Here is a 13,026-nt window from a genome sequence, read left to right on the forward strand (position 1 = left end):
GGCGTCCGCGCCGCCCGCCTCCCCACGGCATCGAACGGAAGCCCCGCATGTCCGGCCGCGTCCCGTTGTCCTTCGAGTTCTACCCGCCCAAGACCGACGACCAGCGCAGCCAGCTGGATCGCACGGTGGAACGGCTGAAGGGGCTCGACCCCCAGTTCATGTCGGTGACCTTCGGTGCCGGCGGCTCCACCCTGAGCCACACGCCGGAGACCGTGCAGCGGCTGCGCGCCATGCATGGCGTGGCGGGCGTGCCGCACATCAGCTGCGTCGGCGGCAGCCGCGAGGAATTGCGCGCGTTGCTCAAGCTGTACCGCGCGCTGGGCTGCGACCGCGTCGTGGCCCTGCGCGGCGACATGCCGTCCGGCATGGCGCGCAGCGGCGACCTGCGCCATGCCAACGAACTGGTGGAACTGATCCGCGGCGAACACGGCGACCATTTCCACGTCGAGGTCGCAGCCTACCCGGAGACCCATCCGCAGGCGGAGGACGCGCTGGCGGACCTGCGCCACTTCAAGCGCAAGGTCGACGCCGGCGCGCATGGTGCGATCACCCAGTATTTCTACAACGCCGACGCCTATTTCCGCTTCGTCGACGACGCGCGCCGCCTCGGCATCGACATCCCGATCGTGCCCGGGATCATGCCGATCTCCAACTTCACCCAGCTGCGGCGCTTCTCGGAGGCCTGCGGTGCGGAGATCCCGCGCTGGGTCGGCCAACGCATGCGCGCGTTCGGCGACGATGCGGGCGCGGTCCGCGAGTTCGCCACCGACTTGGTGGCCGCGATGTGCAACCGGCTGGTCGCCGGGGGCGCACCGGCCCTGCACTTCTACACGCTCAACCTCGCCAAACCGACCCTGAACGTGATTGCCAAGATGGCGTGAAATTTCGTTTCAATTCAGTGACTTGCGACGCCTCGTCGACACGTCGCCCGGGACCATGCACGCATGCCGCCACGGCATGCCGACTGATTCCGCCATGCAAGCCCGCAAGCCCCTCTTCGCCAGCCTGATCGCCGCCAGCGTCCTCGCCGCCGCCACCTCCGCCCCGCGCCCCGCGGAAGCCACCGCCACCGGCGTGCTGCGGTGCCAGATGCCCGACGGCACCACGCTCTACACCAACCAGGGCTGCGGCGCTTTCGGCGCCCGCTCCGCGCCGATCACCGCCGACCTGGCCAACCGGATCGTGTCCGAGCGCAGGCTGGAGGCGCGCCTTGGCGCATTGCGCAACGGCGAGGATCCGGACGTGGCGCTGGACGAACTGCAAGCCGCATCGGTCACAAGCGCGCCTTCCACGCGTCGTGACGTGTCGGCGGGTTGCGCGCGCACGCCGGCCCAGCTGGCACGCGACCTGCAGGCCTCGATGGCGATGCGCGACGTGAACCGGGTGGCCGAGAGCTTCGACTGGCAAGGCATGCCGAACCGCGATGCGCAACGGGTGATGGATGGGCTGGTGCGACTCGCCGAGCACGACCTCGTTGGCGCGGAGTATTTCGATGCGGCGCTGGGACCGGCCGCGCAGGCGGGTGTCTTGCAGGTGACGCTGCGCGACGACGGTGCGCCACGCATCGACGACTTCGAGGTCACCCGCGCGAGCGGCTGCTATTTCCTGCGCTACGCCTGAACGCAGGGCCTGCCGCACTACCCCGCCGGCCATCGCCACGGGTAGTCTGTCGCGGCGATGCGACCCACTGTTCCCCCTGTCGTTGCCTTCCTGGCCTTCTGCACACTGTGCGCGGCCCCCGCGCAGGCCATGGCCCAGGTCCGCCAGTGCATCGCGGCCGACGGCACCATGGTCTACACCGACAAGCAATGCGTCGATATCGGGGGACGCGAACGCCCCGCTGATCCGGTCCCGGGCGTGGGTGGCGCCGCCGCCCGCTACCAGCGCGACAGCTGCGCCCGTAGCGTGCAGGACCTCGCCTACTCGCTCGGCAGCGCGATCCAATCCGGCGACGTCAACCGCATCGCCGGCTTCTACGACTGGAGCGGCATGTCCACCGCCAATGGGTACCGGCTGATGGATCGGCTGCAGGCGATCGCCAACCGGCCGCTGGTCGACGTCCAGCCGATGTACGCGGGCGGCACCAATGCGTACGGCGAGGACATCGTGCGTTTCGATGAAGCCACCGGCGAGCCCATCGCCACCCCAAGGCGCCAAGCCAGGCTGATCGGGTTGCGTGTCGAGCAGACCCTGGCCAACGGCAGCACGCCCTCGCGCACGGTGTTCTCCGTTCGCCGGAACCAGGGCTGCTGGTGGGTGCGGCTGTAGCCGCCCGCGGCTGCGCGGGCACCCTGATCCATCAGCGCAGGCGCACCAGCCAGCCGTGGCGATCGGGGATGCGGCCATACTGGATGTCGGTCAGTTCCTTGCGGATCGCCATGGTGACCTCGCCGGCGGGCGCGTCGATGTCGCCGACCGCGAACCCGCGACCCTTCAGCGCGCCGATCGGGGTGACCACCGCCGCGGTCCCGCAGGCGAAGACCTCGCTGATCTCGCCCGAGGCCACGCCCTCCTTCCACTCGTCGATCGACACCTTGCGCTCCTCGACCACCAGGCCGCGGTCGCGGGCCAGCTGCAGGATGCTGGCGCGGGTGATGCCCTCGAGGATGCTGCCGGAGAGCTCGGGGGTGACGATGCGGCCGTCGCGACGGACCAGGAACACGTTCATGCCGCCGAGCTCCTCCAGGTACCGGCCCTCGACCGGATCCAGGAACAACACCTGCGAGCAGCCCTGCGCGTAGGCCTCCTGCTGCGGCAGCAGCGACGCCGCGTAGTTGCCGCCGCACTTGGCCGCGCCGGTGCCGCCCTTGGCCGCGCGCGCGTAGTCCTCGGACAACCAGATCGAGACCGGGGCCACGCCCTTGGCGAAATAGGCGCCGGCCGGGCTGGCGATGACGTAGTACCCCGCCGCCTGCGCCGGGCGCACGCCGAGGAAGGCTTCGGTGGCGATCATGAAGGGCCTGAAGTACAGGCTGCTCTCCGGCGCCGACGGCACCCACGCATGGTCGACGGCGACCAGCTGGCGCAGCGATTCGGTGAACGCGGCCACCGGGAGTTGCGGCAGGGCCAGGCGCGCCGCCGAGCGTTGCAGGCGCTCGCCGTTGGCATCGGGACGGAACGTCCAGATCGAGCCATCCGGATGCCGGTAGGCCTTGATCCCCTCGAAGATCTCCTGGCCGTAGTGCAGCACGGCGGCGGCCGGGTCCAGCGACAGCGGGCCGTATGCACGCACCTGCGCGTCATGCCAGCCGCGCGCCTGGTCCCACTGGATGGCGACCATGTGGTCGGTGAAATAGCGGCCGAAGCCGAGGTCGCCGGCGAGGATGGCATCGCGCTCGGCGGCGGTGCGGGCGTGGTCGGACAGCCTGACCTGGTACTCCAGTGGCGAGGCGGCGGCAGTCATGCGGGGATTCCGGCGAAACCGTGGGGACGCCCATTATGCCGCGAAGCCCGCGGCGGCCCACGGATCAGGCGAAGCTGAGGGTCGCCACCACGCCCTGGGTGTCGCCGGGACGGACCCGCACGTCCCAGCCGTACAGCGCGCACAGCCGGCGCACGATGGACAGGCCGATCCCGCCGCCTTGCGAATGCCCGGCGTGGGTGCCGCGGTAACCGCGCTCGAACAGGCGCGCGGCGTCCTCCGCGCTGAGCCCGGGCCCGGAATCGACCACCTCCACCGCGCCTTCGCCCACGCGGACGACCACGTCACCGGACTGGGTGTACTTCACCGCGTTGCCGATCAGGTTCCCCAGGGCCACCGCGACCGCCGACTCCGGCGCGTCGACCAGCAAACTCGGCGCGCCTTCCATGCGCAATACCAGCGGCTTGCCGGCGAGCTGCGCGCGATGGTTGTCGAGTAACTGCTGCGCCACCCGGGCGACATCGCAGGACCCCACCGCGCGTTCGTTGCGCGACAGCAGCAGCAACGCGCTGATCAGGTCGGTGCACTGCTGCTCGGCGCGCTGGATGCGCAACAGGCGGGTCCGCGTGCGTTCGTCGACGTCCGGCTTGGCCAGCATCAGTTCCACCGCCCCGCGGATCACCGCCAGCGGCGTGCGCAATTCGTGGCTGACGTCGGCGTTGAACTCGCGGTCGCGCTGCACCACCTCGGTGAGGCGGCCGGCGTAGTCGTCCAGCGCGCGCGCGAGTTCGCCCACTTCGTCCTCGGCGAACGAGGGGGCCAGCAACTCGGGGTCGGAGCTGGTGCCGGAGCGGCGCAGGCGCTGCGCGAGGTCGGACACGGGCGCCATCACCCGCGACGCCGACCACCACCCGAGGACCAGCGCCAATGCAGTGAACAACACCACCGCAGCGACCAGCAGGCGGTTCTGCTGCCCCTGGCCCTGCAGGGTCTGGGTCAGGTCGTAGGCGAGGAAGAAGGCGTGGGTGGGCGTGCGCCGCACCGCGAGCTTGTAGGCGAAGGCCTGGCCGTTCTCCTCCACGCCATGCAGTTCGTGGATGCCGTCGCGCAACCCGCGCCAATCGGCCGGCGCGTTGGCGAGGCGTTCGTTGGCGTACACCCAGCCCTGCACGCCCTCGAAGGCGAAGGTCGCGTTGGTCGGATCGCGCTCGAACGCGCTGGCATAGGCATCGATGTTGCGGTTCAGCGCATCCGAGAGCAGCTGGTTCTCCACGCGCGTCCGCAGCAGCGTGGTGGAATAGGCGAACAAGGCCGTCAGGCAGAACCCGAGCAGGGTGATGGTGACGATGATGCGGGTGCGCAGCCGGCGGCGGCCGCGCGGCGGGCGCCGTTGCCCCGCGGCCTCAGCCGTCGGCATCGGGCGGGGCGATCCGGTAGCCGATGCCGTGGCGGGTCTGGATCATCGGCACCGCGAACGGCTTGTCGAGCACGGCGCGCAAGCCGTGGATGTGCACCCGCAGCGAGTCGGAATCGGGAAGTTCCTCGCCCCACACGCGGGTTTCCAGGTCCTGCCGGGTGACCACCGCCGGCGAGGCTTCCATCAGCGATTGCAGGATCTTCAGCGCGGTCGGGTTGAGCTGCAGCAGCTTGCCCTCGCGCCTGACCTCCAGCGTGTCGAGGTTGTACTCCAGTTCGCCGACGTTGAGGATCCGCGCCTGCGGCCCGCGCCCGCGACGGGCCAGCGCGTTGAGGCGCACGTCGACTTCCTGCAACGCGAATGGCTTGATCAGGTAATCGTCGGCGCCGGAATCGAAGCCCGCCAGCTTGTTCTCCAGCGAATCGCGCGCGGTGAGCATCAGCACCGGGGTCTGCTTGCGCGCCTCGTTGCGCAGCTTGCGGCAGACCTCGAGGCCGTCCATGCCGGGCAGGTTCAGGTCCAGCACGATCGCGTCGAAGTCGTTGACCACCGCGAGGTGCAGCCCGGTCACGCCATCCGCGGCGAAGTCCACCACATGGCCACGGTCCTCGAGGTAGTCGCCGAGGTTGGCGGCGATGTCGGCGTTGTCTTCGATCACCAGGATGCGCATGCGTGTTCCTCAAGGGCGACGACGGGTAGGACCATCGCCGGGATGCCGGGTTCCGGGATTCTGGCACAGCCACCGCGCCTTGCCCGCGCCGTCGGCGGGACCGCCCGCACCCCGCGCGCGATCGCCGGCCAAACAAAGGCCCAGGTGGCACGCCACCTGGGCCGAATACCATGCGGGATGGTCACTGGTTGCCCTGCCAAGCCGATGTCCGGGGGAAGGTGGACATCGCTATGCATGATCATGGTCAGGCCGCGATTAAAAAACCGTCAAATCGGCGTTCGATCTTCGTTGCCGCGGGACTGCGCCAACCCGACCACGTGCGATACGATGCAACCGGCGACATCCACGCCGGTCGCGGCCTCGATGCCCTCGAGCCCGGGCGAGGAATTGACCTCCAGCACCAGCGGGCCGCGCTTGCTGCGCAGCATGTCGACGCCGGCGACGCCCAGCCCCAGCACGCGCGCCGCGCGCACGGCCGTCGCCGCCTCGGCGCGGGTGATGCGCACCGGCTTGGCGGTCCCCCCGCGATGCAGGTTGGAGCGGAACTCGCCCTTCGGGGCCTGCCGGCGCATCGCGGCCACCACGCGGTCGCCGACCACGAAGCAGCGCAGGTCGGCGCCCCTGGCCTCGGCGATGAATTCCTGCACGAGGAAGTTGGCGTACAGGCCACGCAGGGTCTCCACCGCACCGCGCGAGGCCGACGGCTTCTCGGTGAGCATCACCCCGGCGCCCTGGGTGCCTTCGTTGAGCTTGATCACGTGCGGCGGCGGGCCGAGCAGCGCGAGCAGGTCGGCGGTGTCGTCCGGGTTGTCGCCGAACACGGTGTCCGGCAGGCCGATACCCTCCGCGGCGAGCAACTGGTGGCAGCGCAGCTTGTCGCGCGCGCGCGCGATCGCCTCGGCATCGCTGGGCGTCGCCGTGCCCATCAGCTGGAACTGGCGCAGCACGGCGCATCCGTAGCGGGTCACCGATGCGCCGATGCGCGGGATCACGGCGTCGTAGCCGGAGATCCGGCCGCCCTTGTAGCGCATCCCGAAGCCGTCGTTGGCGATCCGCATGTAGCAGCGCAGCGGGTCCAGCACGCGCACGCTGTGGCCCTGCCCGCGCGCGGCCTCGACCAGGCGGCGGGTGGAATAGAGCTTGCTGTTGCGGGACAGGATGGCGAATTTCATCGGCGGCGCTTCCGGGATCGACGGCGATGATCCCGCGTGCGGGTTGCGATCGGATGAACGCCGCCTGCAACGCCATCGTCGCAAAGACGAAGGGCGGCACCCTGCCGGATGCCGCCCTGCGCGATTGGAGCGGGTGATGGGAATCGAACCCACGCTAGCAGCTTGGGAAGCTGCAGTTCTACCATTGAACTACACCCGCGAGGGTGCCAAGTCTATGCCGCGCGCCGCGCCGACACAACGCGCGCCCGGGTGGCTGGCGCGCGAGCTGCGGTCAGAAGCGGCCGCCCACGGTGATGAAGGTGCTGTAATCGTTGCCGCCCGCCTGCCCGACCGAAACATTGGAGCCGGTGACCACATCCAGGCCCATCAGCTTGCTGCGGATGCCGAAGGTCAGGGTGCCGTAGCTTTCGTCGAAGGCCAGGCCCGGTACCGCGTAGGGCAGCGAATTGGGGATCGACTGCACCTGCGCGTAGACCTGCTCGCGCGCGTCCTCGAACTCGCGGTCCCACGTCAACTTGGCGTACGGGACCAGGTGCTCGTTGATTTCGTAGCTGGCCTGCCAACCCGCGCTGCCGATCAGCGAATCGACCTTCTGCTCGGGGAACGCCAGCGAGGTGGACAGCGTCGGCTCGCTCTCGGCGTAACCATCGACGGTGATCTGCTGCGACAGCAAGGTCAGCACCGGGCCATGGGTGAACGCGCCATGGCTGAAGTTCCAGCCGACGCTGCCGCCCACCGACAGGTTGTCGCCGCCCGGCGAGCCAGTGTGGACGCGGGTTGCAGTACCCAGGTTGACCTGGCGGTCGACGTCGAAGTCGAGGTTGGTCCAGCTCAGCTGCGCATTCGCCCACAGGGCACCGCTCTCCCAGCCGACGAAGCCGCCGATGCTGGTATCGGTCTGCTTGAAGTTGCCGCGACGCTCACCGAAGTCGATGTCCTGGCGGCCGTACCCGGCGAAACCCCCGTAGTACAGGTTGCCGCTGCGCCAGCCGATGCCGAACGAGGCGGTCGGGCCGGTGCCGTCGAAGTGGAACGGCGCGCCGTAGCGGACCTGGTCGCCGCGCACGTCGCCCCACCAGCGCATGCCGTCCTGGTCGTCCTGCGCGAAGGCGTCGATCGAGCCTTCGACCATCATCGCGCGGGCACGACCGATGGTGCTGGCCGAGTACGGCAGGATCGCCAGCTGGCGCGGGCCTTCGATGATCGAGACGGCGAAATCCGCCAGCGCCTTGTGCGCGGCGGTAGTCGGGTGCACCCCGTCGGCGAACAGGTAGCTGTTCGCGCCGCCCGGCACGGTCGATAGCGGGCTGCAGAACAACGAGGAGCTACCGGCCGGCGGCGGCTGGGTGACGCAGGCCTTGCCGGTGACATTGGTGATGCCGAACTGCGACGGGTTGGCCACCACTTCCTGCAGGAAGTGGAAGGTGTCCATCGGGATCACGCGCAGGTTGTTGGCGGCCAGCGCGTTGAAGAGGCTGGTGTTGTAGGTCGTGGCCAGGGCGGTACCCTGGGCCATGCCCACTGCCCCGCCGGCGCGCGCGTCCGGCGTCAGGCCGAGGTCGGGCAAGGTCGGCACGAGGATGTACTGCGCACCGGCCTGGGTCAGCGCGCCCACCAGCCCGACCTGCGCGGTCACTGCGCCGGAGATGATCTGCGCAGCCTGGGACGGATTGGCCTGCACCGCGAACATGTCGTTGGCACCACCCCACACCGTGTACAGCGCGTGCGCATCCACCGCATGGCCGGAGGCCAGGTAGGCCTGGTACTGCGCCGTGAGCGAAGGCGTGTAGCCCAGTCCACCGACGGAGTTGGTGCCCACGCGCGCGCCGCCGACGGCCCAGTTGTTGCCGCTGGCGGGCGTCGGGGTGGCGGTGGCATTGCCGGTCCACGCGGCCTGCGCATTGCTGCCGTAATAGTCGGCGAGGTACTGCGACCAGACGTAGCTCGGGTTGGTGGTGAACTGGCCGATGGTCGCGCCGTTCGGACCCACCATCTGGATCAGGAGCGGGCGGAAGTAGCCGCCATCCGTCAGGCTGTCGCCGAAGAAGATCGTCTGCGAGAACGGGGACTTGGAGGAGGACTGCGCCGCTGCCGGAAGCGCGGCAATCGCCAACGCAGCAGCCAGCACGGAGCGGATCAGCTTGGTCTTCATGGGGGTTCCTCGGGATGGGCGCCGACAGTACGACAGCGAATGGCGCGGATGGTTTCACGAAACCGTAACGGTCACAAGTTGCGGCGCGACACGCCACGGACCGCCGCAAACCGGCCAAAATGGCGGCATGCACGTCCTGCTCAATGGCACCGACCGCCCCCTGCCCGCCGAGACGACCCTGGCCGCGCTGCTCGACGCCGAGGGCCTGTCCGGCCGCCGCGTGGCCGTGGAGGTCAACGGCGAGATCATCCCGCGCGGCCAACATGCGATCCACCGCCTGCAGGCGGGCGACCGGGTCGAGATCGTGCATGCCCTCGGCGGTGGGTGAGGCTTGGCGTTCGCGCGGCATCGCCGCGCGCCATCGGCGATAATCCCGCGATGACTGCGACCACCCCACGCGATCCCCTGATCATCGCCGGCAAGGCCTATGCCTCCCGCCTGCTGACCGGCACCGGCAAGTTCAAGGACCTCGACGAGACCCGCCGCGCCACCGACGCCGCCGGCGCGGAAATCGTGACCGTCGCGATCCGCCGGACCAACATCGGCCAGGCGCCCGGCGAGCCCAACCTGCTCGACGTGCTCCCGCCCGACCGCTACACCATCCTGCCCAACACCGCCGGCTGCTACACCGCGGATGACGCGGTGCGCACCTGCCGCCTGGCGCGCGAGCTGCTGGACGGCCACGCGCTGGTGAAGCTGGAGGTGCTGGGCGACCAGCGCACCCTGTACCCGGACGTGGTGCAGACCCTGGCCGCGGCGGAAACGCTGGTGGCCGACGGCTTCCAGGTCATGGTCTACACCAGCGACGACCCGATCCTGTGCAAGCGCCTCGAGGAAATCGGCTGCGTGGCGGTGATGCCGCTAGCCGCGCCGATCGGCTCCGGGCTGGGCATCCAGAACCGCTACAACCTCATCGAGATCGTCGAGAACGCCAAGGTCCCGATCATCGTCGACGCGGGCGTCGGCACGGCCTCGGATGCGAGCATTGCGATGGAACTTGGCTGCGATGGCGTGCTGATGAACACCGCGATCGCCGGCGCGCGCGACCCGGTGCTGATGGCGCACGCGATGAAGCTGGCCGTCGAGGCCGGGCGGGCCGCCTTCCAGGCCGGGCGGATCCCGCGCAAGCGCTTCGCGTCCGCGTCCTCGCCAATCGACGGATTGATCGGCTGAGATGACCGACCCGTTTTCCAGCGACGGGCGCAAGGCGCCGCCCAAGCCGTTCACCGCGACCGAGGGCGCGCGCAATATCCGCAGCTTCGTGCTACGCCAGGGCCGCTTCACCGACGCCCAGCAGCGCGCCTTCGACGAGCTCTGGCCGCGCTTCGGGCTGGCATACGCCGGCACCCCGCGCGATTTCGACGCCGCGTTCGGGCGCCGCGCCCCGCGCATCCTCGAGATCGGTTTCGGCAATGGCGAGGCGCTGCGGTATTCGGCGCAGCGCGATCCCGCGCGCGACCACGTCGGCATCGAAGTGCATGCGCCCGGCGTCGGCCGCCTGCTCAATGCGCTGGACGCCGACGGCGCGACCAACGTGAAGCTCTACCACCACGATGCGGTGGAAGTGCTGCAGCACGAGATCGCCGATGGCAGCCTGGACGAGGCCCGCATCTACTTCCCCGACCCCTGGCACAAGAAGCGGCACCACAAGCGACGGCTGGTGAACCCGGCGTTTGCGGCGCTGCTGGTGCGCAAACTCGCGCCCGGCGGTCGCTTGCACCTCGCCACCGATTGGCAGGACTATGCCGAGCAGATGTGGGACGTGCTGGACACCACCCCGGGCATCGCCAACCGCGCCGGCCCGCGCGGCAGCGTGCCCCGCCCGGACTGGCGGCCGCAGACGCATTTCGAGGCGCGCGGCCTGCGGCTGGGCCACGGCGTCTGGGACCTGCTGTACGACCGCTGCTGACCCACGCCGAACAGGACACGGAGTCGAACCCGCCGGATGGACACCGCGCTGACGCTCACCACCGACATGGAGCTGGTGCTCGGGCTGGTGGGCTTCACGATGGCCATGTTCCTGTTCGAGCGCGTGCGTGCCGACGTGGTCGCGCTGGTCGTGCTGGTGGTGCTGGGGCTGACCGGGCTGGTGCCGCGCGAGGACCTGTTCGGCGGCTTCGCCGGCAACGCGGTGATGAGCATCATCGCGACCATGATCCTGGGCGCCGGCCTGGATCGCACCGGGGCGTTGAACCGCCTAGCCGGCTGGCTGTTGCGGCGGGCCAACGGGGTGGAATCGCGCCTGTTGCTGTTCACCAGCGCGGCGGCGGGCGTGACCAGTTCGGTGATGCAGAACCCGGCGGTGATGTCGCTGTTCCTGCCGGTGGCGTCGCGCCTGTCCTCGCGCACCGGCCTGACCCTGTCGCGCATGCTGCTGCCGCTGGCGGCGGCGATCGTGATGGGCGGCGGGCTGACCATGGTCGGCAACTCGCCGCTGATCCTGCTCAACGACCTGCTGGTCGCGGCCAACGCCAACCTGCCCTCGGGCGCGGCGGCGCTGGAGCCGCTCAACATGTTCGCGCCGATGCCGATCGGGCTGGCGTTGCTGGCGTTGTCGCTGGCGTACTTCCATTTCTTCGCCGGCAACCGCTTGCGCGAAGACGGCGGCGACGCGGTGACCCCGGCGCGCACGCAGAGCTACTTCTCCCGCGCCTACGGCATCGAGGGCGACGTCTACGAACTCACGGTGACCGCGGACAGCCCGCTGGTCGGCATGAGCGTGGGCGACGCCGAAGCCCTGCATGGCGCGCCCCTGCTGCTGGCGCTGCGCACCGGCGAGGAATCGCGGCTGTCGCCGCCGGCCGACACGCGCATCTGGGTGGGAAGCGTGCTCGGCATGATGGGCCCGCGCGAGCAGGTCGCGGACTTCGCGCAGAACCAGTTCCTGCGCCTGTCGGCGCGCCTGCGCACCTTCGCCGACCTGTTCAACCCCAGCCGCGCCGGCATCTCCGAGGCGGTGGTGCCGCCGACCTCGCGCTTCATCGGCAAGACCTCGGCGCAGCTGCGGTTGCGCAAGCAGGACGGGATCAGCCTGCTGGCGATCAACCGCGACAAGCAGGTGTTGCGCGACGACGTCCGCAGCACCCCGCTCCGCGCGGGCGACATGCTGGTGCTGCACAGCATCTGGACCGACCTCGCGCAGGCGGCCAAGGGCAAGGATTTCGTGGTGGTCACCGACTACCCGAAGGACGAGCAGCGCCCGCACAAGTTCAAGATCGCGATGGCGATCTTCGCCGGCTCGATGCTGCTGGCCCTGAGCACGCGCATCCCGGTGCCGATCGCGCTGATGACCGGGGTCGCGGCGATGCTGGTGGCCGGCGTGCTGCACGTCGACGAGGCCTACGCCGCGATCAGCTGGAAGACCGTGTTCCTGATGGCCTGCCTGATCCCGCTGGGCTGGGCGATGGATTCCAGTGGCGCCGCCGCCTGGCTGGCCGGGCACACCCTGGAACAGCTGCCGGACGGCTTCCCGCTGTGGCTGCTGCAGGTCCTGATCGGCCTGCTGACCACCGCGTTCTCGCTGGCGATCAGCCATGTCGGCGCGACCATCATCATGGTGCCGATCGCGATCAACGTGGCGCTGGCGGCGGGCGGCAACCCGACCGCGTTCGCGCTGATCGTCGCGTTGTCGGCCTCGAACAACCTGATGACCGCGTCCAACCCGGTGATGTCGATGATCACCGGCCCCGCCAACTACAGCGCGCGCGACATGTGGCGCGTGGGCGGTCCGCTGTCGCTGCTCTACCTGCTGGTGATCGTGGCGGTGATCAACCTGCTGTACTGACCGCGGTCATCCGGCGTCGGGCGTACCCAGCCGCACCTCGCCGTCCACGCACTGCACCGCCACCGCGCGCAGGCGATCGCCGCGACAGGGGCCGGCGATGCAGCGGCCTGCCTCCAATTCGAAGCTCGCGCCATGCACCGCGCACACCAGGCTCCCGTCCTTCGCCCGCAGGAACTGCCCGGGTGCCCAGTCGAGCCGGCGGCCCGCATGCGGACAGATGTTGCGCCATGCGCGCACGGCGTCCGAACCGTCGCGATGCAGGATCAGCGATTCCGGCTCGCCTTCAACCTCGGCTTCGACTTCGACCAGGCCGCCGGGCGGGATCGCGTCGATGCGGGCGATCGCGACTGCGGAAGCGTGCGCGCCGTCGCCCTCCACGGGGGCCGGGTTTAACGAACTGCTCACAACTGCCCCGCGGGTTCTGTCGATACTCCACATCATAGTGTCATGGCCGTACTGGCCCACAGGAC

Annotated in this window: 13 protein-coding genes and 1 tRNA gene; 7 read left to right on the top strand and 7 right to left on the bottom strand. The window is 69.8% G+C overall.

What is annotated here, in order from left to right; translation table 11 throughout:
- The first annotated feature begins 47 nt into the window (after positions 1-47).
- The 3 genes from metF (at position 48) to ON759_RS06175 (ending at position 2,268) form a co-directional block, all read left to right on the top strand.
- The gene (metF, locus tag ON759_RS06165) at positions 48-881 is read left to right on the top strand and encodes a methylenetetrahydrofolate reductase [NAD(P)H] (protein ID WP_271679477.1); all 834 of its coding nucleotides are present in this window, start codon (positions 48-50) and stop codon (positions 879-881) included.
- A 94-nt stretch (positions 882-975) separates the two neighbouring features.
- Complete coding sequence (locus tag ON759_RS06170; protein WP_271679478.1) at positions 976-1,620, top strand: hypothetical protein; 645 nt, start codon at positions 976-978, stop codon at positions 1,618-1,620.
- A 129-nt stretch (positions 1,621-1,749) separates the two neighbouring features.
- On the top strand, positions 1,750-2,268 hold the full coding sequence (locus ON759_RS06175; protein WP_271679479.1) for a hypothetical protein: 519 nt from the start codon (positions 1,750-1,752) through the stop codon (positions 2,266-2,268).
- 31 nt (positions 2,269-2,299) lie between these two features.
- On the opposite strand, the gene ON759_RS06180 is transcribed toward ON759_RS06175, so the two are convergent.
- The 6 genes from ON759_RS06180 to ON759_RS06205 form a co-directional block, all read right to left on the bottom strand.
- Positions 2,300-3,403 carry a branched-chain amino acid aminotransferase gene (locus tag ON759_RS06180; RefSeq protein ID WP_271679480.1) on the bottom strand — a complete coding sequence of 368 codons (1,104 nt, stop codon included), beginning with the start codon at positions 3,401-3,403 and terminating at the stop codon, positions 2,300-2,302.
- A 64-nt stretch (positions 3,404-3,467) separates the two neighbouring features.
- On the bottom strand, positions 3,468-4,778 hold the full coding sequence (locus ON759_RS06185) for a sensor histidine kinase (protein WP_271679481.1): 1,311 nt from the start codon (positions 4,776-4,778) through the stop codon (positions 3,468-3,470).
- Positions 4,765-5,448, bottom strand: a complete 684-nt coding sequence (locus ON759_RS06190; protein ID WP_271679482.1) for a response regulator transcription factor — start codon at positions 5,446-5,448, stop codon at positions 4,765-4,767. Before ON759_RS06190 ends, ON759_RS06185 begins: the two co-directional genes overlap by 14 nt.
- Before the next feature lie 266 nt (positions 5,449-5,714).
- Positions 5,715-6,620: a 30S ribosomal protein S6--L-glutamate ligase gene (rimK, locus tag ON759_RS06195; protein WP_271679483.1), complete on the bottom strand. Its 906-nt coding sequence runs from the start codon at positions 6,618-6,620 to the stop codon at positions 5,715-5,717.
- A 125-nt stretch (positions 6,621-6,745) separates the two neighbouring features.
- Positions 6,746-6,819 (bottom strand) — tRNA-Gly (locus ON759_RS06200).
- A gap of 72 nt (positions 6,820-6,891) precedes the next feature.
- A complete protein-coding gene (locus ON759_RS06205; protein ID WP_425608454.1) occupies positions 6,892-8,745 on the bottom strand; it encodes an autotransporter domain-containing protein in 1,854 nt (617 codons plus the stop codon).
- A 154-nt stretch (positions 8,746-8,899) separates the two neighbouring features.
- Here ON759_RS06205 and thiS point away from each other — a divergent pair, with 154 nt between their 5' ends.
- From thiS to ON759_RS06225, 4 genes are read left to right on the top strand one after another with little or no spacing between them, the layout of a single operon-like run.
- Positions 8,900-9,100 carry a sulfur carrier protein ThiS gene (gene thiS, locus ON759_RS06210; protein WP_271679485.1) on the top strand — a complete coding sequence of 67 codons (201 nt, stop codon included), beginning with the start codon at positions 8,900-8,902 and terminating at the stop codon, positions 9,098-9,100.
- Between the two features lie 50 nt (positions 9,101-9,150).
- Entirely contained in the window at positions 9,151-9,945 is a 795-nt protein-coding gene (locus ON759_RS06215) for a thiazole synthase (RefSeq protein ID WP_271679486.1), read from the top strand.
- Position 9,946: 1 nt separating this feature from the next.
- A complete protein-coding gene (trmB, locus tag ON759_RS06220; protein WP_271679487.1) occupies positions 9,947-10,681 on the top strand; it encodes a tRNA (guanosine(46)-N7)-methyltransferase TrmB in 735 nt (244 codons plus the stop codon).
- A gap of 36 nt (positions 10,682-10,717) precedes the next feature.
- Positions 10,718-12,556, top strand: a complete 1,839-nt coding sequence (locus ON759_RS06225; RefSeq protein ID WP_271679488.1) for an SLC13 family permease — start codon at positions 10,718-10,720, stop codon at positions 12,554-12,556.
- Between the two features lie 6 nt (positions 12,557-12,562).
- Here the strand turns inward: ON759_RS06225 and ON759_RS06230 are convergent, their stop codons facing one another.
- Positions 12,563-12,997, bottom strand: a complete 435-nt coding sequence (locus ON759_RS06230; RefSeq protein ID WP_271679489.1) for a Rieske (2Fe-2S) protein — start codon at positions 12,995-12,997, stop codon at positions 12,563-12,565.
- Between the last annotated feature and the right edge of the window lie 29 nt (positions 12,998-13,026).

Source organism: Thermomonas mangrovi (assembly GCF_028201335.1).
GTDB lineage: Bacteria > Pseudomonadota > Gammaproteobacteria > Xanthomonadales > Xanthomonadaceae > Thermomonas > Thermomonas mangrovi.

Excerpts from the sequence above, each read along its gene's own strand:
- ON759_RS06170 (WP_271679478.1), top strand. The coding sequence starts at position 976 with ATGCAAGCCCGCAAGCCCCTCTTCGCCAGCCTGATCGCCGCCAGCGTC.
- ON759_RS06190 (WP_271679482.1), bottom strand. The coding sequence starts at position 5,448 with ATGCGCATCCTGGTGATCGAAGACAACGCCGACATCGCCGCCAACCTC.
- rimK (WP_271679483.1), bottom strand. The coding sequence starts at position 6,620 with ATGAAATTCGCCATCCTGTCCCGCAACAGCAAGCTCTATTCCACCCGC.
- metF (WP_271679477.1), top strand. The coding sequence starts at position 48 with ATGTCCGGCCGCGTCCCGTTGTCCTTCGAGTTCTACCCGCCCAAGACC.
- trmB (WP_271679487.1), top strand. The coding sequence starts at position 9,947 with ATGACCGACCCGTTTTCCAGCGACGGGCGCAAGGCGCCGCCCAAGCCG.
- ON759_RS06185 (WP_271679481.1), bottom strand. The coding sequence starts at position 4,778 with ATGCCGACGGCTGAGGCCGCGGGGCAACGGCGCCCGCCGCGCGGCCGC.
- ON759_RS06230 (WP_271679489.1), bottom strand. The coding sequence starts at position 12,997 with ATGATGTGGAGTATCGACAGAACCCGCGGGGCAGTTGTGAGCAGTTCG.
- ON759_RS06175 (WP_271679479.1), top strand. The coding sequence starts at position 1,750 with ATGGCCCAGGTCCGCCAGTGCATCGCGGCCGACGGCACCATGGTCTAC.
- ON759_RS06225 (WP_271679488.1), top strand. The coding sequence starts at position 10,718 with ATGGACACCGCGCTGACGCTCACCACCGACATGGAGCTGGTGCTCGGG.
- thiS (WP_271679485.1), top strand. The coding sequence starts at position 8,900 with ATGCACGTCCTGCTCAATGGCACCGACCGCCCCCTGCCCGCCGAGACG.
- ON759_RS06180 (WP_271679480.1), bottom strand. The coding sequence starts at position 3,403 with ATGACTGCCGCCGCCTCGCCACTGGAGTACCAGGTCAGGCTGTCCGAC.
- ON759_RS06215 (WP_271679486.1), top strand. The coding sequence starts at position 9,151 with ATGACTGCGACCACCCCACGCGATCCCCTGATCATCGCCGGCAAGGCC.